The organism is Chryseobacterium sp. LAM-KRS1, assembly GCF_013184525.1.
In the GTDB taxonomy this organism is placed as follows: domain Bacteria; phylum Bacteroidota; class Bacteroidia; order Flavobacteriales; family Weeksellaceae; genus Chryseobacterium; species Chryseobacterium proteolyticum.
The window spans coordinates 624,108-647,163 of the sequence record NZ_JAAOIZ010000002.1 but is presented as its reverse complement, the minus strand read 5'-3'; the positions used below and the strand labels follow the sequence as shown (position 1 = coordinate 647,163).

The following is a 23,056-nucleotide window of genomic DNA, read 5'->3' as shown; positions in this document are numbered from 1 at the left end:
CTCATTTTCTAGAGTCTTGCGTAGCCATGGCTGCTTGATTTTTGAAGATAATCCTTCAGGTCTTCATAGGAAAATGGCTGACTGTATATTCCGGGTGCGTAATCTTCTGCAGGATCCATGACTTCATGATAGGTATGAATCGGGGTGAGACTTTTAGGATAACCTCCATATTCGTTTGGTGCGTTCCAATAAGCGAATATTCCATAGGCTATTGCCTGTATTCTACTTTTGAAAAGTTTATGTTCTTCTATTGAAGCGTTTGATGCAGGTTTTAAAAGAGAAACCATTTCAAAGAGTCTTGCAGCCGTATGGGAACGGCCTGTTTCAATAGGCATTCTTGCTCTTCTTGCCATTATGGTGTCCGGCGAAGCTTCGTTCCTTGTTCCTGCTCCTAATCTTCCCTGATCCCATTTGATTTCTCCTTTGTGTTTTTTAGGGTCTTTTGAAAAAGGAGTAAGATTCTTTTGGAGTACTGCTACGCGTTTGTAATCAAAATTCTCATTTAATTCCCATCTCATGGGTCTGGGCGGGCTGTTTTTACCCTGGTAAGGATGTGGGATTAAGACAGGATGTGCCGTAGGTAGCGCTCTGCTGTTTCCCCGGGGGCTAAACAGTTCTTTAATATCATGGAGGATAGCAATATTTTCACTCACGGTAAAATCCTTTTCTGAAAAAGCCAGACTGATCCTGTCTGTTTTTATGAACATCATTTCTAATAGTGGTTGTATGCTTCCAATATCATCTATGGTAGGCTCGGTCCGTAATCTTGGATAGGAATTGGCAAGGTTATAGCTGCCTCCCATATTCGGGAGTAGGTTGGCAATAGGGTTTGTGGTCAGGTAATAACTTAGCTTTCCACTAATACTTTCTTTTTTCCATAATTCAGCTGCTATGGCCCTTCGTAATTCATTGAGAACGGCAGCAATTTTCTCATTACTTAAAATTTTTATGGCGAGCTCTGTTTCCTTTTGCTTATTTTTCCGCAAAGAAGGATGTGAATCGTAAATGAGCTGCCTGTAAAAAGATGGCTTGTCCGGAAATGATTTCCAGTAAGCTTTTGGCTGGTCGTCGTCTAATCCGATCGAGGGTTTTACGGAGCCAAGCATGATTCCTGAAGGCAGTTGCCATGGCTCAGACCGTATCCATTCATTAAACGTTTCCTGAAGATAGGTTATATTTAAATCTCTGGGCAGAAGATGCATTACTTTTATCCCATACTCATAAGCCTTTAAAGGTAATATCTCTTTTTTCTCGCCCGGTTCTAATAGTTTCTGGTAATTTAACATTTTGTATAATTTGGTGATGATCAATGATCTTATTTACATCACAAAGTTCGAAGGAATAGTGAGCCTGTAAAAGAGAGTAAATACCCATTTTTAGAAATTGGGGGTATACCCTGATTGATTATATGGATGCATATAATAATGTGTTTAAAACAAAAAAGATGAGCTGTGAAGCTCACCTTACGGGTATAAATGATATGATTGAAAAGGGTATTGATGAAAGAGCATACATGCATAAGAGGAGCATGTATGGATTCTTACCATTTTTGTCTTATTCCGGATGAACAGCTCAAAGTAACAAACAAAAAGAGAAGAATTTTAGAGTAGAAATAACCAAATATAACTTTCCGTACAAATACTTACCCCATACTTTGCATGCGATTTACAGAATAGGTTATCTTACCCAATCGATTTGGTATAATAGTACATGAAAAAGCAGGCTTTTTAAGACCTGCTTTTATGTTTGTTAGCTTATTAATGGGATGTTATACTAAGTATATAATTGCTTGAAATATTTCACGTGTAAATAAAACGGAATCAGTGATTTGATGGACGCTACATGAATGTTTTTTTCTTTCAAACGTGCAATATCAACGACAGGTCTGTAAATGATGACATAAACGAAGAGGTAAATTACAAAATAGACAGAATTTAAGCTGTTGATAAAAAGAAGTCCTAACAGAGGCATCAATATAACAATATAATAAACTAATGCATTTTTCATAGTGAACAATTTTTGATGGCACAAGCCGCCGTAACTGCAATAGAAGTCTGCGGAATAAAGGCTGTTTCAACCCACAATGTTACGCTCATCCAACCGTGGTTCACATAAGTCCCCGCAATGCAATTAGCTACTGCCTGCCCACATCCTCTGCTTGTTGTGCCGGATGTGCTCAGATCCTGAACATTTCTGAAATAGATGCGTCCTTCCTGTTTATTTAAAACGTAATCTACAGAATTGATTAATTCCTCACCATCATAATACTTAACAGTAAAGTTTTCATCATCTACCTTACTCATTCCTGTTTCTAAAATTCCTCCGAAATTTCCCTGATCATCAGGAACTGCAAATATTGCCATTTGCTCTTCTTTGGAATCAAAATTGAAATCCCTCTGCAGAAAATAATAAGCATCTACTTCCTTGTTATAATACACATTATCCGTATCATAAATAGTAGAGTCTATAACTCTAGATGTTTTTTTATCTCCTATTTTAGATTGAATGTAAGCCTTAAATTTGGCACTAAGATCATTCTTTACGACCTTGTTTTCTTTTTGTTGTACATTTTCTTCATCCTGTCCACATGATGTTAATCCCAGAGTTGCCAGCGCAAATACAAATAGAAATGCTTTTCTCATAATTTTGAATTTAATAGTTTTAATTTTTTTGACACCGCAAATCTAATTGTTCAGCACAAAATGAATAGAATGAAAAAATTAAAAAAAAATTAAAATTTATATTTGTTTAACTGTTGTCTATTTATTGATGGATATTTACATGTATTGTTTAGTTTTTATTGAAGATTAAGATGGTGTATTGTAATATTAATGATTTTTCTGAATTACAGTAAGAGAATTAAAAGTGTAGTTTTATGCCATATATTGTAGGGTTAAATGCGTTAAAAGATGTATTTGTTATGTTTTTCACATCTCTATTTGTGCAAATTGATAGTCGTTTGGGATATTTATGCAAATGATTTGATCATACGGTGATAATCCTTGTCGCTGATATTGGATGCTTTCACTTTAATGCGAACCGGAGATTCTTTCTGCTGGCTGTTGACTTCGATTACAATCTTTTTTGCCATTAAGGATTCTTCAATTTTAAATGCACGAAGACGGTTGACCGGATAATCAACACTAGGGAATATGACTCCTTTTTTCAGCGGATGATAATATTTAATTGAGAAGACAGCTCCGGTGTTTTCAAAATGAAAAACTCTTAACCTGATGATACTGGTTAAAGTCAGCACGAATACAACAAGAGAAGCAGACAGTATTGTCCATAAAATACTTTCTTCCATAAATGATTTTAGGATGTAGCTGCCAATGGCTAAGAATACATCAATTATCAATAAAGCCATCAGAATTCTCATCTTGAAAATGACTTTTTTTCGATTAGTTACGACCATGTTTGTTTTTATTAATTAATCTTAAAAATTTGTTTATTTTGTAAAAATAATAAGATTATTTTATTTACAATATGTTAAATTGTAAAACTTTAATGGAAAATATTTTTTATATGACGGGCGGTTCGTAACTCTATGTTTTTCAGGTTAAAATAGGCATTATTTTATTTTTAATTCTCTACTTTGTGATATTTTAAAATGAGGATTTTTCCAGTGGGAAAATGATATTCATCCAAAGCATAAAAGTACCGACAAAACTGAATGGCTAGAGATATAAATGATGATTGCCCTGATAGAAGGCATTTCGGGAGATTTGAGAAGAAGAAAAGAATATTTCTTAAGAATTTCTGAACTCGGAAGCATTTTTTCCGGAGTACATTTTAAAAAAACGGCTGAAATGAGCTGAACTTTCAAACCCGAGTTCGTAGGCTATTTCTTTTACGGATTTATCTGAATAATGAAGATAACGTTTAGCTTCCAGGATAATTCTGCTCTGTATAATCTTTGATGGTGCGGGTTGTTTCAGGATAGCAAAGATGTTGCTTAGTGTTTTGGGAGATTTGTGAAGGGCTGCTGCATAAAAATTCACACCGTGTTCCTGTTTGAAGTGCGCTTCAAGAACCAGCATGAATTTCCTTACCAAATCCATTTTTTCATCGGGAAACAACTGATAACTTTCAGATTGCTGTTTTGCAATCCGGGTTGTTTTAATAATTAGCTGTTTGAGGAGTGTTCGCAACATTTCCCCCTGGAAGTTATCTGTAGATTCCCATTCTTCCTGAAATAGTTTTTCGAGCTGAAGCATCGCTCTTTTTTCGGAAGGATTCAGCCGGATAAACATCGGATGTTGTATTCCATAAAAAAGAAACCCTACGCAGCCCACCTCAGCATCGTGATCTACAATGCAGTAAAATTCACGGTTGAACTGCCACGCAACGAGCTGATCCGGACGTTCGAAAATAAAATGTAAACTGGCAACCAATGGTAAAATACAACCTTCCGGCAGCGTATATTCTATTTCATCTATGGTCACAGTTTGTGCCTCGCCTTTGTTGTAAACAAATGTGTTGATAGGAACTGGTGAGCCATTTCGCAATCCGATCCCTTTTAACTCTTCGTTATTAATATGCATAATAAAACGGGCGAGGGTAGATTTGTCTTCGTATTTCCGGATCATTTTATCTTTACATTATAATGTCATTACTCGGTTTATATAGGTAATCCTGGTTACTAAAATTAATTATTTTTTTTCTAATGCTTCCTTTCCTAATTCTATAAGGCCTTTACCATCTACATATCCTATTTGCCTCAGCAGAAGCTTGCCATTAGGATCGAAAAACAGTAATGAAGGATAAGAGTTTACTTTCCAGTCCTTTGCCAGTTCAATACCTTCTCCTTTTTCCATATCAATTGTATAATTGATGAAATTTCTGTTAAAATAACCGGCTGCTATCTTATCTTTGAAAGTCTTTGATTTTAATAGCTTACAGGGGCCACACCAGCTTGTGTAAGCATCTACAAAAATGGTTTTACCACTTTTCTTTGCTTCGGCACTGACTTCTTTCCAGCTGATGTTTCTGAAATTGATTTCTTCCGGAGAAATGTTGGCTTTGGCTGTTTTTTGTTGAGCCGTATAAAAGTTTACCGTGAATAAGAAGGCCAGAAGGCTGTAGAGTAATTGATATTTTTTATGGGTAATCATGTCTATAAATCGTTTATAAGGTGATGGGCTGCTGATCTTAATAGTTCGGGATTAAGCCGCTGTTTAAAGTCGGGATTAATATATTCAAAATGAATAGTTCCTTTTCTGTCTAAAATAAACACGGATGGCACGGGAAGTAGCAGTTCGGTATTCTTTCCACCTGTCGTTTTCGGAAGCATTTCCCAATACCCTTTCGGCGCCTTAAAAGCAATCCCGAACTGTTTGGAAAGCTTCAGGTCTGCATCTGATAATAGGGTATAGCTTAATTTTTCCTTAGTTGCAGACTGCATAAGTCCTTCAGGCTGATCCGTACTGATCGCGATGATCTGGTATCCGGTTTTTTCAAGATCGGGTGCAATTTCCTGTAACCCTGAAAGCTGCTTGGAGCAGTAAGGGCACCAGCCTCCTCTGTAAAATATCAGGACAGTCGGTTTTTGGGATACTGCAGCATTGAGATCGAAACGCTTTCCGTTGGCATCCGGTAAAGTGGCCACAGGAATTTTTTCTCCGTTAAGTAGGGGACTGATATCTTCAGGTTTTTGAGGAATGGTGTAAGCGGGTGATTGCATTTCACTTTCCGTCATTTCCATGTGATTCTGTTGTTTCTGTGCATGGAATGATGAAGGGGTAAGAAAGAACAATGAGCCTAATGTTCCTGATATGATCGTACGCTGTATTAAATTTTTCACGTTGAGTTATTTTTTTAATTGGGAAAATTGGACACCTGCAAGTGTCCAATTTTTATTGATTTTTATTTCTTAGAAGAGCTCAATCTATTGCAGGGTTACCTTAATGATATTGGAAATCGATGGTAACGTTGTAAATGCATTCGGATTAGGTACTTCCTGTATCGGTTTGCTTTCCGTAAGCGGAGTACCTGCCAGGTTGAATTGCGTTATACCTGCACCCGGAAACTGGTTGAGGGCTGTCCCATTATCATACAGAGCTATTGAAGATGAAATATCACCTTTTTGCGTGGCATCCACACCACTTCCTTTGGTCGCAAAGAACCAGTCATTAGAGAAGCCGTACATGGTAGCGACTGCAATTTTATCACCTAGTGATACATTCAGCTGCTGGGAAACTTTCCCGCCTGCTTGTCCACCTATTCTAGGCAATAATACGGTTGAACCGGCGGCTGCCAAAACATAGACTTGTTTAACGCCGGGCACGTTTTTCAGATATCCTGCCAAAATACTTGCATCTCCTTTTTGTGCCAGTTCTTTTAATCCCTGTCCTCTGTCATTTTCTCCGTTTTTGTAGATCGGATTGTCTATACCATTGTAAACGACTACAAGAATAGGGGAAAGAGGAGTGAAAATTCCGGTTTGTCCCTTGATGTAATTTCCGAGATCAGTAGGATCACCGGCTTCTGCGATTTTGGTTAGTCCGTTAACGGATGGCATTCCTTTTTTATAAAGGGGCTCCGGATTCAGAAGATTCCCTCCTGCAATATAAGAGATGGCCCAAACGCCGGGACTGAAAGGAGTAGGATTGGTGGTATTTCCGGATGTATTGGCAATTGTTACGGTGAACGTTGAGTTTCCATCGTAATGTAAGGATACTTTCATTAAAGAAGAAGCCGGTGCATAGGTGTGTCCCTGGGCATCTGTTCCTGCTACTTCCGTGATATTTTTGGCGGTCGTCTCTGCCGTTCCCGGATGCATTAGGGTTGCTCCCGGTGTCTGGTTGATTCTTGTTCCGTTATCCCATAATTTGATCTGGGCCGAAACATCCCCTTCTATAGGAGTGCCGTTATCCTGATATAATTTGATTCCTGGATTTTCCGGTGCGAAAAAAAGGTCGTTGGACCAGCCGTACATTGTCGCAAAGCTTAAAGCTTGTCCTTTAGCAGCAGAAAACTGAAAAGAGATAGATTCTCCGGGCATAATAACCGGTGAAGCTCCATTGTTTTTAAACGTTCCGGATTCCACCAAAGGTCTTGAGTCCAGAACATTTTCAACTGTGATCGTTGATGGCATTCCATTTTCCATAGGGCTGTCATCATTGTCATTGCACGAAAGCAGGACCAAAGGTATTGCAGCTAATGTCAGCCAACTGGATTTTAATTTATTCATTTTCATTTGCTTAAGTATTTAAATTACAAAGCAAAGATATTGGGACATCCGTTCAGAAGTGGTACCTGCATTTCCCGCGGTGTTGACAATATTTCCCGAAGTATATCTGGTGTCGGTTATTATACATGGAGAACAGGAGGTAAAAAATACAGATGCGTAATTAAGAATCTTCATCCTGAATACCGATTCATAAATCCTGAAGAAAGAAATTAAATGGATTTTACTATTAAAATTGAAATTTTTTTAATGTTTCCAAAGAACTTTATAATGCTAAAACAGTATCAAAAGGCTTATAGGAAGGGCTTTTTATGCAATGTATTCTGCTTTTAATTTCACCTTTAGGAGAATACCCTCATTTTTAAAAATCAGTTTTTTCCCTGAACGATGACTTCTTTTAGTTTATGAAATTTGTATCAGACAAAAGAGAGAAAGTAACGAAGTACTTACCATTTCAATCGCAATATAAAACAAAAGACTGAATGGAGATGAGAGAAATCTTATAGAATGTCAAAAAAAAACTAAAACTAAAATAACCATTTAAACGAAAAATATGGCAGATACAGTAAACAACCAGACTACAGATGCAGTTACGCAGACGAATGTTACCGTGCTTGGTGAGTCTCCGGCACAGGCCATGAGTATGCTTTATCAGATGGCCACACACGCCAGCGGGATTTCTATCCAGAACTCGGTATCCAATCAGCAGAACCTGAATCAATTAAACCCTGCGATTGTTGCGGATGCCATAAAGATTTTAAAAGGATAACCTAAAACCTTACAACCATGGCTGAGAATGATAAAGATGCAACAAAAAAAGCTGCAAAAGCTGATCCTACCACTCCGGAGGAGAAAGCAGTAGTGTTTGTGAACACAGAAGTTTTATCGCCGCCACCTACCGACCCGATGTTAGGCGCTGCGAAAATAATGATTGATCAGTCGACCGGGATGATGGTGCAGGATTTACAGTCATTTTTAAAAGGATTTGAACAGGTGGGTCTGGTAGCTCTGAGTAAACTGGCTTTCAATTATTTAACATATGGAAATTACTATCCCGGCGGGAAAAAAAAGAGTCCAAAGGAAGAAGATGAAGGTATGGAAGTACCGGAATATGATCCGGCAGGAGGAAACGGAAATGCAATGATGAAGGACCTTTTTAAAATAGTAAGTGATTATGCAGAAGCCAAAACAAAGCTCTCCGGGACCATTTACAACAGCAACATTACTCCTTTTTCAAACGGAAACACAGACCTTCCCCCTTTGGCAGATGTAACCGTGGAAAGTGAGGATCCCGAAAAAAAAAACGAGTAACGCTGCCGGCAGCGGAAGAAACCCCGATACCGGAAGATCCTATGAAAAAGAACTTTACCGTGGCTGACGAGCAGGGAGGGGGAGTTGTGCTGAAATCTATAAAATTAACGGAGCCATTAGTAAAACCGGAAATCAAAGAAGCGGTAGTTCCTGTTGAACAACACATCAGTGAACACACCAAAAAAACTATACTAACAAAACTAATAGAAAAACTTAAAAAAATAAGAGATGAATTATTCAATTGAACCAAAACCTGCCAAGGTTTTAAACCTGCGTACCCTCAGGGAGCTGAATGAAAGCCTTTATCTTACCAGAACGGATGACAATGCCTATTTCAGCGTAAAGAAGCCGGAAAATAACAGCGATCGTGATGTATTCGGTCTGCAAACCTCCAATGTCACCATTCAGCCTACGGTAAGGCCGGTCATTAGTATGAAAGGAAAAAGAACCAACAACTATCAGTCGTTTGTTATCGAACCTAAAGACAAAGCGACCGGAATAGTGGTGGTGATGATCAAACTGGAAGAAAATCAGACTTTTTTCTGTAATGTAAGGATCCTTCCTCTGAGCACCCTGGCAGATATTGCCGAACCGGAAGTAGATTCCAGGCTTCTTACCATTAATCTTGAAAAATCGAAATGTGTTCTCAAGACCGATATTACGATCACCGCATCCAATACAGGTGAAGCCCTTTATTCAGTGCATGATGTAGATGTGAATGCAATTGCTAACCTGGTGACTCCGGAGGAAATTATAGAATTAAAAAGGGAGCTGGAATTCCAGGGATCCAAACTGATGGCTCATTATTTCCAGGAAATCCTTGATATTATCCTTAATGAAGCTGTTCCCGTGCATGGCAAGCCGCCGGTAATTCCGGACGACTATATCCTGAGCCTTCCCAACGACCAGATCAAGGAAATGATGACAGCGTGTGCGATCACGGGATGTATTGCCCTGGAAATTATCGGAGCCAATGTGATTCTGGACCTTAACAGGGACTGGACGACTGCAGGCGCTTTTCTCGGCTATTTGCTGTAGGAGATCATTCCTGCGCGGCTGTCTCTTTTCATTCACCATCAAAAAATAATACCTATGCGAAGAAGAATCAATCACAGGTCTTCCAAACCTGCGCGTACCCCTGATCCTGCCCCGGTTCCGATAGAAACTGAACCTGTAGAAATCATCGAATCTATACAGACCATTGAGCCGGAAATTGTGGAAGAAGACTTAATGCCTTTCGTGATCACGAACGAGGATGAGATCATTAATTACATCAAGGAGAAAGCAACCAAGGAAACGTTGAAATCTTTAGCTCCTTTGCTGGAAAAGCTTGAGGAAGCGGTTAAACAGCAGCAGGCTTATCAGGCTGCAGCGCCGGCCACAGGAAATCCGGTTGCGATGACCTATGAAGAACAGCTGAAAAAACTTCAGGAGGCTTCCACAGGAAAATTAAAAGAGAAAGAACTGAAGATCGCCGAAAGGATGACCAAGCTGCAGGCAAGATTTGCCAATATCCGTAAATAATCAAATAACCAAAAATTAATAGTTATGATACACAATCAAAATGAAATCAATTTGGAAGTTGTAGGAATGGCTCCCACTGTACCTACGGCGATATCTATGCAGGTGAATGCGCACTCTACAGGATTGATGTACGAGCAATCTGTATCGCACCAACAAAGGGATGCCCTGATCGGTTTAAGCAATTCAGTTATGGGAATTAAAAAAATCGGCTCCCGGAAATTAAAAAAAGAGCTGCTGAATTTCAGAAAAGGACGTTTTAATTTCTGATCAGTCTGAATACTCAGATTACGGATGCGGTTTTCTTCCCTGCAGAAATAAAAGCTGGTGACCTCAACATATATATTAGTCAAAATTTTTCATCCTCCCACCCGCTTTTAGAATGTTGCCGATGCCCCCAAAGAGCAAATATCATGTGGAAATGCAATCTCTCGCTCAAAATGTAAACACTGTACAACATCCTGCAGGAGAAGAATGGTTTTTTTCATATAGAGGTAAGAACCAAAGAAGGGACCGCATCCTTTTTTTTAAATAACAATGTATATATACTATCTGCCCCGTCCGCAAGATCCGCGGAAAAAAATAAAAGTAATATAAAAAACACATCAGGTCGTGATCGTTAGTACCCACGTGTTTATCAAACCAACACAGAATTTTAATTTCTGCCGGTTTCGCGGATAATGCAGATAAGATTCATCAAAAATGGTGATTGTAAAGTTCTTGTTGATTCAGCAGGTATAGCAGATAATCAAAAGATCTGTTCCATCTGTCTGATCGGTGAGATATGAAAAAAAGATCGCAAAGATCAAAAGAAACAGAAAACTAGTTTAACAATCAAATAATTATTAACCGGGATTTAAATCTCAAAAAAAACAAATTACAATTATGGCAACAACAGTTAATTCACAAATCACAGATGCGGTTACTCAATCGAATGTAAAAGTAGTAGGAGAAGCTCCTGCAATGGCTTTGGGTAATGTTTATCAGACTGCGGCTCACTCTACGGGAATCATGTTTGAAAATGCGGTGAACACGCAAAACCAACAGAATATTTTAGGACAGGCAGCAACTACTCAGGGAGTAATGCAGATCTATAGCCTGGATACCGTAGCAGATGCGATCTCTATTGCAAGAATGTTGAATCCTAATTCTTAAGAACCTGTTTCTGCTTTAGTAGAAAAACGATAACCATAACCGGAATATCAGGTTAAAGAAAACTCTAATCAACAACAATCATTATGGCAACAGTAGTTAATGAACAAATTACGGATGCCGTTACCCAGGCGAATGTGAAAGTAGTAGCGGAATCTCCGGCTATGGCTTTGGGTAATGTGTATCAGACTGCCGCTCACTCAACGGGAATTATGTTTGAAAATGCGGTGAATACGCAAAATCAGCAAAATATTTTAGGACAGGCGGCTAATACGCAGGGCGTAATGAGGATCTATAGTATAGATACCATTGCAGATGCTCTTTCTATTGCAAAGATGCTGAATCCGGCATAAAAGCTCCCACGCGTAAAAGCAAAATATAACCTTGTAACAACCGGATCATCCGGTTGTTATTCAAAATCAAATTAAAAATTAATAATATGGCAACAGTAGTTAACGAACAAATCACGGACGCGGTAACGCAAACGAACGTAAAAGTAGTGGCAGAAGCTCCGGCAATCGCTTTAGGGAATGTATACCAGACAGCGGCGCATTCAACAGGAATCATGTTTGAGAATGCAGTAAATAATCAAAATCAGCAAAATATTTTAGGACAGGCGGCCACTACACAAGGTGTAATGCAGATCTATAGCCTGGATACCGTAGCGGACGCAATCTCTATTGCAAGAATGCTTAACCCGAACTCTTAAAAATCAATAACCATGATCGGATCGACTGATCATTTTTAAAACTCTAATCAACATCAATCATTATGGCAACAGTAGTTAATGAACAAATTACAGACGCAGTAACCCAGTCCAACGTAAAGGTGGTAGCAGAAGCTCCGGCAATCGCTTTAGGAAATGTATACCAAACGGCGGCGCATTCAACCGGGATCATGTTCGAAAATGCGGTAAATAACCAAAACCAGCAAAATATTTTAGGACAGGCTGCAACAACACAAGGGGTGATGCAGATCTACAGCATGGATACTGTAGCAGATGCAATTTCTATTGCTCAAATGCTTAATGCAGGATCTTAATACCTCATTTCTGCAATAGCGGGAAACACAATACAACCACGGCCGGAGAGTCCGGCCGTATAAAATCTAATAACAATTATCATTATGGCAACAGTAGTTAATGAACAAATCACAGATGCTGTAACACAGTCCAACGTAAAAGTAGTGGCAGAAGCTCCGGCTATCGCTCTAGGGAATGTGTATCAGACAGCAGCGCACTCTACCGGGATCATGTTTGAAAATGCGGTAAATACGCAAAATCAACAGAACATACTAGGTCAGGCAGCGACTACACAAGGCGTGATGCAGATCTATAGCGTGGATACCGTAGCAGATGCTATTTCCATCGCTAAGATGCTGAATCCATCTTAATCAGAGCGTGTTTTTAGAATTATATTGTTCAGGGAGAATGCTTTATTGATTCTCCCTGATTTTTTTAATAGGATAAAACCTTAATAACCTAAAATAAAATTAATATGGGATTTTTAAAAGATGGAGTGGTGCTGGTAACAAGAGCTATGCGCGTCCGTTGGGATAATGCAACACCGGTTTACAGACACATCTTGCGTTTGCCGCAATTTGCCCCTCAACTTCGTTTTGTTGATCAGATCGTATCACCCGCAGGAAGAATAGGATCACCGTTCATGGAACCTTTCCGTATTCTGGGGAGGGCCCTGAGCTGGAAGATCTGTTACGACGAGCATAAATTTAAATTTAAAATACTGGCAGGACCTACGGATTACGATTTGAATGCACGTTTGCTTTTTGAACATTCAAAGAATTTTGTAGGGCAAACAGTACCCGGTGCGATGAGAGGGGAAGGAGGGGTCTTCATGGGAAGAAGAGGTCAGAACGTAGTCACAACGGCTATGTTCGGCGGACAGGTAAGAATGACTCATGATGATGAAAACATGACGATGAGAAACTATGCTGAGCCGGGACACGTTTTCAGTGAAGGGTATTTGGATCTGGCATTTGTAGATGAGAATGACGGGAATACATATGTTATCCTGGAAGGAGGTGGATACAATAATTTTTCTACCATAAATCAAGGTTTTGGAAGCTGGGTATTTCCGAATATGGGAAGAGCCAATATAGAAGCATACAGAGAATACCGTAACCTTCCCCGTATAAAGCATACGGTTGAAGAAATCAATAATTAGTGCTCCTGCAATATAATTTCAGGGCAAATTTCAAAAATGACCTTTCAAAACAGATAATACTGAAAAAGAATACAAATTGTATAACCGGTAAAAATAACCATCACAAATTTGTATTCTCTTCAGTATCAATCATCAATCATCAATCATCAATTATCACTTATCAACTCTCAACCACCGTTTTCCAGCTATTTATCCAGCAGTACGATCTCATGAGCATTCACAAAATTATTCTGTACCGCATAGATCACCAGCCCGGCCATATTCTTCACACTGGTTTTGATCATCAGGTTGGTTTTATGGGTCTCCACTGTTTTGGGAGAGATGAATAAATGATCTGCAATTTCTTTGGTGCTGAGCTGCTGGCAAACCAATCGCAATACATCAATTTCCCTTTCCGTAAGATCGTCTTTAGAGTAGGCATGAAACTCCGGAAGCTTATTGGACAGCTGTCCGCGCATCACATCCACCTGTTCATCGGAAAAATAATGACCATGATGATGCACTGCATCGATCACCTTTAAAAGCTCATCAAGCTCAATTTCCTTGGATAAAAAAGCATGGGCTCCCATTTTCAGCATTTGTCCCATAAATGACCGGCGGTAAAAGCTGGAGAGGACAATGATTTTTACCTCCGCTTCCTTTTGTGGCAGGGCGGACATAACTTCAATACCGTCCCCGTTAGCCATTCTGAGGTCCAGTAAAAGGACGTCCGGCAGATCAATGTTCGTTTCATTCAGAAAATGATGACCGCTTGTTGAGGTCATTACCACTTCGTAACGATCATCCTGATCGATATAGTTTTTTAAAAGTTGTACAAACAACAGGTCATCATCTACGATGCCAATTTTAATTTTTAAGTTTTTCATTTTTTAATTTTTATTTAGGCAAATGGGCAAATAGGCGAATTTCTTTTTTCCTCTTTCAGTCATTTCGCCCCTTTGCTTTTCAGCCATTTTACAATTTTACGATTTCACGTTTCCGCAGTTTAGCCTTTCAGCCTCCTCAGCAATTCCGCCATTTCACAATTTCCCACTTTAAATTTCCCACTTTTCCTCACTCTCTCACTCGCCATCTCCAAAACCCCCAAACCCTCAAACCCTCAAACCTTAGAACTCTCAACTCCCCATCACTCTATCACCACACACACTATAAATTTCGTCCCTTTTGCCGGTTTCGACTTCAGTTTATACGCCGCGCTGATCTTTTGTGCCCTGGACTGGATATTTCTGAGGCCGATCCCGTTGTAATTGTTTTCCTGGCGGAATCCGTTTCCGTTGTCCTCTATGGTCAGCATCAGGTATTCCAGGGATATCCTTAGTGATACATCAATCCTGGTGGCATTGGCATGTTTTAAAGTATTGGTGACCAGCTCCTGGACAATCCTGAACATATTTAATTTTACCGGACTGCTGATCGATGCATCGGTAACCCTGTGACGGTAATCGATCTCTATGGTTTTACTGATCTGGTCCAGGTAATCGGCGATCAGATCCGTTAACGTAATCTCCCCGAGATCCGGAGGCGTCAGGTTGTGGGATAATTCCCGGATCAGCTGCATCGATTGTTTCAGGTCCAGGTTCAGTTCGTCCCTGTTTTTATGATTGATATTCAGGCGGATCAGGTTCAGGTTGGAGATTATGTTATCATGAAGTTCTTCCGCAAGACGTTCCCGGTCCTTTTCCTGGATGTGCAGGGTGTTTTCCCAGCATTCCGTCTGGGTGTTGCGGACGAGCTGCATTACTTTCTGCCTGCTTTTCCTGATGCTTTTCAGGTAGTTCACCACCAATACGGTGATCAGTATTGTTGTTAAAAGGAATAAACCAATGCCAATCCATATCCATTCAACTACCAGGCCCGGATTTTCCCACTGCAACATCCCAGATTAATAAGAGCAAGATAAAAACACCATAACAGGATCCCTCTGAAAAGCCAGATCGGAGCCACCCATTCCAGGTGATTGCTGATCAGGAAATCAAAAGTAGTGGAGATCAGGCATTCAACAGAAAAAAAAAGAAAAACAGAGATGTTGAGGATCAACACGCTTTTTTCTACGCTTCCTCTTTTCAATACCTTCAGAAAATAAGCTGCCGCAAAACTACAGATGATAATACTGCTGATGATGTTGGAATAAAAGGTAGCGGGTGTATGGTCCCGGACATTCACGATATTGATGACCAGGAATACCACAGCATAGAGGTAGATCATCCACCTGAGCGGTTGGGGAAGCTTAATACAGTATTTGCTGTAGATCTCGGTGAGCATTATAAGGCCAAAAGACTGGCTCAATGCATAGTTGTAGGTGTTCAGTGTGTTTAATTTCAGCAGGCGGTCCACGAGGTCCGTCAGTTCCAGGGCCAGTTCACCCAGCAGGAATAGCAGGACCGCTTCCTTGGAGGTTATCCCCCTTCTTACCAATAGGATCAGCCCGGTGAATAGGGTGAGGTTGATCAGTACCTGTAAACAGAGGGATAGGTCATTATAAGAAAGCACCGCTTTTTTTCAAAAGTTGGTAATTGTCAACAGGATCGGCAGCGGTAAACGGAGGTCGCGGAGTAGAGTAGTTCTCTGCGGTTTTACTCATTTCGCTGATCGTAAGGTCTTTTACGGTAATGATCTCAACATGATAGGCGAAGACAGAGGCATTCTCAGGATCATCCGTAAGTCCGAAGAAACAGGTGCCGGATTGATCACCATCCAGTCCCAGGCGGTCAAAATCTGCAAACGGAATTGCTACTATCTGGACGAAGTCCTGAACTTTCTGGGCCTTCAGCCAGGTCGTACAATACATATTCCATCTGAAATTACGGTTGATCGCTGATTCCGAAGTGATCGGCGGATCAATTTCCAGGTTGGTGGTGTTTTGTACGGTGACATTGGGGGAATCGCGGGTGAATTCCCTGATGACAATATCATTGAAATCTGCGGTCTTATCGCTTTCGGAATCGATCAGGAAGAACTTAAGCCGGTCCTCATCAATACCCAGGTACGCATGGATCTTTGGGTCTTCTGAATTTCCAAGATTAATTTTCCATTGGTCAATCTCCTTTCCAGAAACCGAAAAGTGGGTACCCTGGTTGAGATAGCCCAGGATTTCCGCCTCGCTTCCGTCAATTCCGCTCTTGTAAGCGTCAATTAAAGTTTTCCATTTTTTAATGGATTGGTAAATACTTTCAGTTGTCATGGTATTAGTTATTTGTAAATAATAATAAATTATTTTTGAAATTTACAAAAAAAATGGTTTTTAAATCACGCGGGTAAGAAATAGGAGTAATTGTGTTGCCGGATTGTGAATTAACGGTCGAATGTGGTAGCTTTGAGAACGATGTTGTGTTGGCTAATGTATTGATATATAGTTATTTGTGAAAACTGAGAATTCTGGCCCTAATGTGAATTATTTTTGTATTTTTAATTGTTTTTCGGCTAAAGAGCTAGTTTTCTTTCTGAAAAAATCAGTTATTCTACGGATTGCTGTTCCTGTTTTGTTGAGTACATTTGTTGGGAATACCCTGAAGTGAACTGGGGGTGAGTGAAACATTGTTGATAAATGAAATGGATTTTCTTGAAAATAGCTTACGATTAGGGGGACGGTTGATAATGAGAGGATTTTGGGATGATTAATATTTTGGAAAATATTGGGCGTCGTATGTTATAAAAATAAAAATTCCTTACCATATTTCTTCGTTTGAGGAGCTCGGAATATTATCTTTGCCGAACTAAACCAATAACAGAGAAAATTCCTAATGGCATTTAACGAAAATTCAAGAGTTAAAATACCAGCCCTTCTTCATCTTATGAAGTTGGGCTATAAGTATATTCCATTTTCAGAACAGAATCGCAGAGATGAGACTAACATTTTTGAAAACATTTTTGTTGAAAGTCTTTTGCGTATTAATCCGGATGTATCCAAAGAAGATATCTTACGTGTATTAGATGAAATTACTTTAGAATTGGACTATGAGGATTTAGGAAGAAAGTTTTTTCAAAGACTTACTGCTAACTCGGGTATTAAACTGATAGACTTCAAGAACTTCAACAACAATAGCTTTCATATAGCAGCTGAACTAACGGCCAAAAACGGGGATGAAGAATTCAGACCAGATATTACAATTTTGATAAATGGTATACCACTGGCTTTTGTCGAAGTAAAAAAACCGCATAATAAACAAGGCGTACTTGATGAAAGAACCCGTATAAATAAACGTTTCAAAAATAAGCACTTCAGACGTTTTGCAAATATTACCCAATTGATGGTCTTTTCCAACAATATGGAGTATGAAGATGGTATTGTAGAACCTGTTTTTGGAGCTTTTTATTCTACATCTGCTTATTCTGATCTACATTTCAACTATTTCCGTGAAGATGAAGAGTTTCCGGTTAAACAAAAATTTGGAATAATTTCAGAATCTGAAGAAAACAGCATTCTAAAAGATAATAATTTATTAGTCATAAAACATAGCCCTGAATTTAAAGTTAATAAGGAACTTTATACGCCAACACATCGTATCCTAACTTCTTTATTTAGTAGGGAACGCCTAGCTTTTATACTGCGATATGCCATTGCTTATGTAGAAGAAGAAAGTGGTTTACAAAAACATATTATGCGTTATCCGCAAATTTTTGCAACCATGGCTATTACTCAAAAATTAAGTGAAGGAAAAAACAAAGGAATTATCTGGCATACACAAGGTTCGGGAAAAACAGCATTGGCATTTTTTAATGTTAAACACCTGACTGATTATTACCAGAAACAAAATACGATTCCAAAGTTCTATTTTATTGTAGACCGGATTGATTTATTAATTCAGGCCTCTACAGAATTTTCTAATCGTGGATTAAAAGTTAATCAGGTTAATTCCAGACAGGAATTTATCAAAGATTTGCAAGTTGTAGGAGCCATTCATAATGATAGCGGACAAGCTGAAATTACAGTAGTCAATATTCAGAAGTTTAGTGAAGATTCAACCATTGTTAAGCTGCCGGATTATGATATCAATACGCAACGTGTCTATTTCTTGGATGAGGCTCACAGAAGTTACAATCCAAAAGGCAACTACCTTGCTAACCTTATCAATTCAGACAGGAATGCTGTAATTATAGCATTAACCGGTACTCCATTGCTAAGAGAAGTTACTAAAGAATATGATTCTAAACTACTCTTTGGAAACTATATTCACAAATATTATTACAACCGCTCCATTGCAGATGGCTATACCTTACGTTTGATTCGTGAAGAAATCGAAGGAAGCTTTAAAATGGAAATGAAGGAAGTAATGGAGCAGATCAAATTACTGAAAGGTGACATCAAAATATCGGACGTTTATGCCGAAAGACCATTTGCACAGGGATTACTTAATTATATAATCAAAGATCTCATAGAATTCAGAGATCGCTGGAAAGATGAAGCTTTGGGAGGAATGGTTGTATGTGATTCTTCTAAACAAGCTAAAATGTTGTTCCAATTATTTGAAGAACAATATGGCAAACAAGAAACAGATGCAGATAAACTACCATTAGTAGCGGAAGCATCTGCTCCTTATGGTAAACGCAAGAAGGATAAATTAACCGCTGCATTGATTCTACATGATGAAAATGATAAATCCACTCGTAAGGAACTGATAAAAGCGTACAAAGGGGGAAAGGTAGATATCCTTTTTGTATATAATATGCTATTGACAGGTTTTGATGCCAAGCGATTAAAAAAACTCTATTTAGCACGTGTTATTCAGGATCACAATTTATTGCAGACATTAACCAGAGTGAACCGTCCGTACAAAAACTATCAATATGGGTATGTAGTTGATTTTGCTGATATATCCAAAGCTTTTGACCGCACCAATCAACTCTATTTTAAAGAATTGCAGGATGAGCTTGGTAATGAGATGGAAATGTATTCTAATCTGTTCAAATCTGAAACAGAAATCAGAGAGGAGATTGATAATATCAAAGAAACTCTTTTCCATTATGATACTGAAAACAGGGAAATATTCTCACAGCAAATAGCTCAACTGACTGATAAAAAAGAATTATTACAGTTGGTAAAAGCCTTACGCACTGCAAAAGAATTAAAAAACCTGATAGCATTGCAAGATTTACAGGGACTGGGAGAACTCATAGACTTTGAAATTCTAAACCGCTTATTAATTGAAGCACAAAATCGTTTGGATAATCTCAATCTTCTTGAAAATCTTGCTAATGCTGAAGAAACTCAAAATCTTTTGAATATTGCATTGGAGGATATTGTTTTCCAATTTATTAAAGTAGGAGAAGAAGAACTAAAACTGGCAGATGAACTAAAAGATCAGCTTCGCAAAACACGTGAAGCTCTGCAAAATAATTTTGACCAGAACGATCCAGTTTTTGTAAATTTAAGAGAAGAACTGGAACGTATTTTCAAGAAAAAAAATCTCACCGAAACAACGCAAGTCGAAATGGTAGAAAACTTACCTTTGCTGCGTAAAATACATGATGAAGCCAAAGAGCTAAACCGTAAAAATGCATTATTGAAAGCCAAGTATAACAACGATGAAAAATACGTCCGCATCCACAAACGCCTGACCGAAAAAGGCAAGCTTAATGCTAAAGAAATACAACTTCACAGGGCACTAATACAGATAAAAAATGAAGTAGATACCAGACTTGAAGGACAGGAGGATTATTTAAATAATGAAGCGCTATTCGAACGTTATTTGGTTCGATTGGTTGCTCAAAAATTCGTAATAGAAGAAAAATTAAATTTAGACACTGATACCAGGCAAAATATCAGTAACCTTATTGGAAAAGAATATTTTCAGCTGTATAACAACAGAATATAAAAATGACGCAGGATATAACATACAAAGCTAAAACCGAACAACTAATTGACAACCTAAAAAGTGTCTGTGCTAACTTTGGTCTTGGAAATGACGGTAACGAGTTCAAGATCATATCACAGATGTTTTTGTATAAATTTATAAATGATAAGTTCCATTACGAACTAAAAAAAAAGCAACAAGAACTAGGTAAAGATATTGATTCTGAACTATTAGTTGATTTGTTAGATGAAAATGTTGCTAGATTAAAACCCCATCAGTTAATTGCACATTTACATAATAATCAAAATAGTGATGATTTTGCTAAAACATTTGATGAAACATTAAGAGGTATTAGTATAGAGAATGCAGATATATATTCCATAAAATCATATTCCGGAGCTAAGGATTTACTTTTTAATGATTTAAGCGAGTTTATCACTGACCGTTCAGAGCGTGATAATTTTTGTAGAGCATTAATTAACAAATTGTTTGAATTTAACTTTGAAGAAAGTTTTGAAGATTATTTCAGTGAAAAATATGATTTCTTTAAAGATATTTTTGAATACTTAATCAAAGATTACAATTCTGATTCCGGAGGTAAATATGCTGAATATTACACACCAAATGCTGTTTCCCGTATTATTGCCAATATTTTGGTTCCGGAGCCTGTAAAGCAAGCAAAATGTTATGATCCAAGCGTAGGTTCAGGTTCCTTATTAATGTCTTTGGCTCATAAAATTGGAGAGAATAGATGTACTATTTATTCTGAAGATATTTCTCAGAAATCCAGTACTATGTTACGATTGAATCTAATTCTCAATGATCTCATACATAGTATCCCTAATGTAATTAAAACCAATACTATTTCCCAACCATTTTATCTGGAGAAGCAAAAGTTTGATTATATTGTATCAAACCCTCCTTTTAAACTCGACTTTTCAGATTTCAGAGATGATTTAGAAAAGGATAATTTTAAAGAACGTTTTTTTGCAGGTATTCCTAATGTACCAAAAACAAAAAAGGAATCCATGGCTATCTATCTGCTGTTTATACAACATATTATGTACAGTTTAAATGATAGTGGAAAAGCAGCTATTGTTGTTCCAACTGGTTTTATTACGGCACAAAGCGGTATAGAAAAGAAAATACGAGAACGCTTAATAGATAAAAACTGGCTACGAGGTGTGGTAAGTATGCCTAGCAATATTTTTGCAAGCACAGGTACCAACGTATCAGTATTATTTATAGATAAAAAAGCCGATAGCAAACATATTGTCCTTATGGATGCCAGCAAGCTCGGTGAAACTGTAAAAGAGGGCAAAAGCCAACGCACAGTGCTAACCCGTGAAGAAGAAACTCGTATTGTAGAGACTTTTAACAATAAAGAAGTCATAGAAGACCTTTCAGTAATAGTAACCAAAGAACAAATAAAAGAAAAGAATTATTCTTTTTCTGCTGGACAATATTTCGAAGTGAAAATAGAATACATTGATATTACAGCTGATGAATTTCAGGAGAAGATACAAAGTTTCGAAAAACGACTAAATGTTTTATTTAATGAAGGAAATCGTTTGGAAATCGAAATTCAAAAACAATTAAAAGGGCTGAAATATGATTAATGTAATATTAAATGATATTATAGAAATTATTAGTGGAGGAACACCTAAAACTTCAGAACCAAAATATTGGGAGAATGGAGCGATTGGCTGGCTATCAATTAATGATTTTAATAATGATTTTAGAAAAGTCTATGTTTCAGAAAAAAAAATCACAGAAAAAGGCTTAAAAGAAAGCAATACAAAACTTCTAAATGTAAATGATATAATAATATCAGCACGTGGAACTGTAGGTGCTTTAGCTCAGATTGGAGTTCCAATGGCTTTTAATCAATCATGTTTTGGCATAAGAGGGAAAAAAAATATAATTGATAATACATACCTTTATTACGCTCTAAAAAATTATGTAGCAAATATTAGAAAAAGAGGGCAAGGATCTGTTTTTAGTACAATTAATCTTGACAGCTTTAAGATTATGGAAATCTGTATTGAAAAGGATTACCAATCTCAACAAAAAATTGCCTCTGTTTTATCTGCATTAGACGATAAAATAGAACTCAATAATAGCATTAATACCGAACTTGAACAAATGTCCAAAACATTATATGATTATTGGTTTCTACAGTTCGATTTTCCTAATGAAGAAGGCAGACCTTACAAATCTTCTGGTGGTAAAATGGTTTATAATGAGGTTTTGAAAAGGAAAATTCCAAAAGGATGGGATGTTACTGTTTTTAATGACTGGATAGAAAAAACCAAAACAGGAGATTGGGGCAAAGATAAAATTGAAGGAAATTACACAGAAAGAGTTTTTTGTGTAAGAGGAGCAGATATTAATGGCTTAAATGGAAAAGGAGATATAAAAGCTCCCCAACGATTTATTCTAAAAAATAATCTATCAAAAAAATTACAACCAAATGATTTTATTATAGAAATTTCAGGAGGAAGTCCCACTCAATCTACAGCTCGTATAGCATTACTAACAAAAGAGTCTTTTGAGCGTTTTGATACTAATATAGTTTGTTCTAATTTTTGCAAAGCCATTACATTAAAGGACGAAACTTATGTATATAACTTTCAGCAAGAATGGCAAAGGTTATATGATGCAGGAGTATTCTTTGGATATGAGGGAAAAACTAGTGGTATTAAAAATTTCCAATTTGATTCATTTATGGATTCTTATCATGTTGTTAAACCAGCTGAAAAATTAGTAAAGAAATTTAATGTTTTTGCCACAGATTTAGAAAAGAAAAGACAATCTAATCTAAAACAAAATCAAGAACTTTCCTCTTTACGTGATTGGCTACTACCAATGCTCATGAACGGACAAGTAAAAATAGCAGATTAACTATA

General features: G+C 37.8%; 28 protein-coding genes. 16 read left to right on the top strand and 12 right to left on the bottom strand.

The features are described 5' to 3' along the window. Positions 1–8 precede the first annotated feature (8 nt). On the bottom strand, positions 9–1,286 hold the full coding sequence (locus tag G9C87_RS06760; RefSeq protein WP_172279409.1) for a hypothetical protein: 1,278 nt from the start codon (positions 1,284–1,286) through the stop codon (positions 9–11). 158 nt (positions 1,287–1,444) lie between these two features. Between G9C87_RS06760 and G9C87_RS20855 the strand changes: the two genes are divergently transcribed. Then, complete coding sequence (locus tag G9C87_RS20855; RefSeq protein ID WP_262888813.1) at positions 1,445–1,567, top strand: hypothetical protein; 123 nt, start codon at positions 1,445–1,447, stop codon at positions 1,565–1,567. A gap of 206 nt (positions 1,568–1,773) precedes the next feature. On the opposite strand, the gene G9C87_RS06755 is transcribed toward G9C87_RS20855, so the two are convergent. The 7 genes from G9C87_RS06755 to G9C87_RS06725 form a co-directional block, all read right to left on the bottom strand. After that, the gene (locus tag G9C87_RS06755; protein WP_172279407.1) at positions 1,774–2,007 is read right to left on the bottom strand and encodes a hypothetical protein; all 234 of its coding nucleotides are present in this window, start codon (positions 2,005–2,007) and stop codon (positions 1,774–1,776) included. After that, positions 2,004–2,642 (bottom strand): hypothetical protein, encoded by a 639-nt coding sequence (locus tag G9C87_RS06750; RefSeq protein WP_172279405.1) that lies wholly within the window; start codon positions 2,640–2,642, stop codon positions 2,004–2,006. Before G9C87_RS06750 ends, G9C87_RS06755 begins: the two co-directional genes overlap by 4 nt. 326 nt (positions 2,643–2,968) lie before the next feature. Beyond that, positions 2,969–3,367: a hypothetical protein gene (locus tag G9C87_RS06745; protein WP_172279403.1), complete on the bottom strand. Its 399-nt coding sequence runs from the start codon at positions 3,365–3,367 to the stop codon at positions 2,969–2,971. 382 nt (positions 3,368–3,749) lie between these two features. Beyond that, entirely contained in the window at positions 3,750–4,589 is an 840-nt protein-coding gene (locus G9C87_RS06740) for an AraC family transcriptional regulator (protein ID WP_172279401.1), read from the bottom strand. Positions 4,590–4,652: 63 nt separating this feature from the next. Beyond that, positions 4,653–5,114 carry a thioredoxin family protein gene (locus G9C87_RS06735; RefSeq protein ID WP_172279399.1) on the bottom strand — a complete coding sequence of 154 codons (462 nt, stop codon included), beginning with the start codon at positions 5,112–5,114 and terminating at the stop codon, positions 4,653–4,655. 2 nt (positions 5,115–5,116) lie between these two features. Continuing rightward, on the bottom strand, positions 5,117–5,803 hold the full coding sequence (locus G9C87_RS06730; RefSeq protein WP_317168537.1) for a peroxiredoxin-like family protein: 687 nt from the start codon (positions 5,801–5,803) through the stop codon (positions 5,117–5,119). Positions 5,804–5,887: 84 nt separating this feature from the next. Next, on the bottom strand, positions 5,888–7,192 hold the full coding sequence (locus G9C87_RS06725; protein ID WP_228456970.1) for a spondin domain-containing protein: 1,305 nt from the start codon (positions 7,190–7,192) through the stop codon (positions 5,888–5,890). 550 nt (positions 7,193–7,742) lie between these two features. Here G9C87_RS06725 and G9C87_RS06720 point away from each other — a divergent pair. The 12 genes from G9C87_RS06720 to G9C87_RS06665 all read left to right on the top strand — a co-directional run bounded on the left by G9C87_RS06720 (position 7,743) and on the right by G9C87_RS06665 (position 13,356). Further along, positions 7,743–7,958: a RebB family R body protein gene (locus G9C87_RS06720; RefSeq protein ID WP_034684366.1), complete on the top strand. Its 216-nt coding sequence runs from the start codon at positions 7,743–7,745 to the stop codon at positions 7,956–7,958. A 17-nt stretch (positions 7,959–7,975) separates the two neighbouring features. After that, positions 7,976–8,500 carry a hypothetical protein gene (locus tag G9C87_RS06715; RefSeq protein WP_172279395.1) on the top strand — a complete coding sequence of 175 codons (525 nt, stop codon included), beginning with the start codon at positions 7,976–7,978 and terminating at the stop codon, positions 8,498–8,500. Positions 8,501–8,541: 41 nt separating this feature from the next. After that, entirely contained in the window at positions 8,542–8,745 is a 204-nt protein-coding gene (locus G9C87_RS06710; RefSeq protein WP_172279393.1) for a hypothetical protein, read from the top strand. Beyond that, entirely contained in the window at positions 8,729–9,538 is an 810-nt protein-coding gene (locus G9C87_RS06705) for a hypothetical protein (protein ID WP_172279391.1), read from the top strand. The genes G9C87_RS06710 and G9C87_RS06705 overlap by 17 nt, the downstream gene beginning before the upstream one ends. A gap of 54 nt (positions 9,539–9,592) precedes the next feature. Continuing rightward, the gene (locus G9C87_RS06700) at positions 9,593–10,024 is read left to right on the top strand and encodes a hypothetical protein (RefSeq protein ID WP_172279389.1); all 432 of its coding nucleotides are present in this window, start codon (positions 9,593–9,595) and stop codon (positions 10,022–10,024) included. 24 nt (positions 10,025–10,048) lie between these two features. Further along, on the top strand, positions 10,049–10,291 hold the full coding sequence (locus tag G9C87_RS06695; RefSeq protein WP_172279387.1) for a RebB family R body protein: 243 nt from the start codon (positions 10,049–10,051) through the stop codon (positions 10,289–10,291). Between the two features lie 615 nt (positions 10,292–10,906). Beyond that, entirely contained in the window at positions 10,907–11,176 is a 270-nt protein-coding gene (locus G9C87_RS06690; RefSeq protein ID WP_034684380.1) for a RebB family R body protein, read from the top strand. 83 nt (positions 11,177–11,259) lie between these two features. Next, on the top strand, positions 11,260–11,526 hold the full coding sequence (locus tag G9C87_RS06685; RefSeq protein ID WP_172279385.1) for a RebB family R body protein: 267 nt from the start codon (positions 11,260–11,262) through the stop codon (positions 11,524–11,526). Positions 11,527–11,612: 86 nt separating this feature from the next. Continuing rightward, the gene (locus tag G9C87_RS06680) at positions 11,613–11,882 is read left to right on the top strand and encodes a RebB family R body protein (protein WP_172279382.1); all 270 of its coding nucleotides are present in this window, start codon (positions 11,613–11,615) and stop codon (positions 11,880–11,882) included. A 62-nt stretch (positions 11,883–11,944) separates the two neighbouring features. Then, complete coding sequence (locus G9C87_RS06675; RefSeq protein WP_089027138.1) at positions 11,945–12,214, top strand: RebB family R body protein; 270 nt, start codon at positions 11,945–11,947, stop codon at positions 12,212–12,214. Between the two features lie 84 nt (positions 12,215–12,298). Continuing rightward, positions 12,299–12,565 carry a RebB family R body protein gene (locus tag G9C87_RS06670; protein ID WP_034684388.1) on the top strand — a complete coding sequence of 89 codons (267 nt, stop codon included), beginning with the start codon at positions 12,299–12,301 and terminating at the stop codon, positions 12,563–12,565. A 104-nt stretch (positions 12,566–12,669) separates the two neighbouring features. Beyond that, positions 12,670–13,356: a hypothetical protein gene (locus G9C87_RS06665; RefSeq protein WP_172279380.1), complete on the top strand. Its 687-nt coding sequence runs from the start codon at positions 12,670–12,672 to the stop codon at positions 13,354–13,356. A 185-nt stretch (positions 13,357–13,541) separates the two neighbouring features. On the opposite strand, the gene G9C87_RS06660 is transcribed toward G9C87_RS06665, so the two are convergent. The 4 genes from G9C87_RS06660 to G9C87_RS06645 form a co-directional block, all read right to left on the bottom strand. Then, positions 13,542–14,222, bottom strand: coding sequence for a response regulator transcription factor (locus G9C87_RS06660; RefSeq protein WP_172279378.1), 681 nt, complete (start codon positions 14,220–14,222; stop codon positions 13,542–13,544). Between the two features lie 260 nt (positions 14,223–14,482). Continuing rightward, entirely contained in the window at positions 14,483–15,232 is a 750-nt protein-coding gene (locus G9C87_RS06655; RefSeq protein ID WP_172279376.1) for a sensor histidine kinase, read from the bottom strand. Next, the gene (locus tag G9C87_RS06650; protein WP_172279374.1) at positions 15,202–15,846 is read right to left on the bottom strand and encodes a hypothetical protein; all 645 of its coding nucleotides are present in this window, start codon (positions 15,844–15,846) and stop codon (positions 15,202–15,204) included. Before G9C87_RS06650 ends, G9C87_RS06655 begins: the two co-directional genes overlap by 31 nt. Then, on the bottom strand, positions 15,833–16,537 hold the full coding sequence (locus G9C87_RS06645; RefSeq protein WP_172279372.1) for a hypothetical protein: 705 nt from the start codon (positions 16,535–16,537) through the stop codon (positions 15,833–15,835). The genes G9C87_RS06650 and G9C87_RS06645 overlap by 14 nt, the downstream gene beginning before the upstream one ends. A gap of 559 nt (positions 16,538–17,096) precedes the next feature. Between G9C87_RS06645 and G9C87_RS06640 the strand changes: the two genes are divergently transcribed. Genes G9C87_RS06640 through G9C87_RS06630 form a run of 3 tightly spaced genes read left to right on the top strand, consistent with a single transcriptional unit; the run spans position 17,097 to position 23,051 of the window. Further along, positions 17,097–20,168, top strand: coding sequence for a type I restriction endonuclease subunit R (locus tag G9C87_RS06640; protein ID WP_172279370.1), 3,072 nt, complete (start codon positions 17,097–17,099; stop codon positions 20,166–20,168). A 2-nt stretch (positions 20,169–20,170) separates the two neighbouring features. Further along, entirely contained in the window at positions 20,171–21,766 is a 1,596-nt protein-coding gene (locus tag G9C87_RS06635; RefSeq protein WP_172279368.1) for a class I SAM-dependent DNA methyltransferase, read from the top strand. Beyond that, entirely contained in the window at positions 21,759–23,051 is a 1,293-nt protein-coding gene (locus tag G9C87_RS06630) for a restriction endonuclease subunit S (RefSeq protein ID WP_172279366.1), read from the top strand. Before G9C87_RS06635 ends, G9C87_RS06630 begins: the two co-directional genes overlap by 8 nt. The last annotated feature ends 5 nt before the right edge of the window (positions 23,052–23,056 follow it).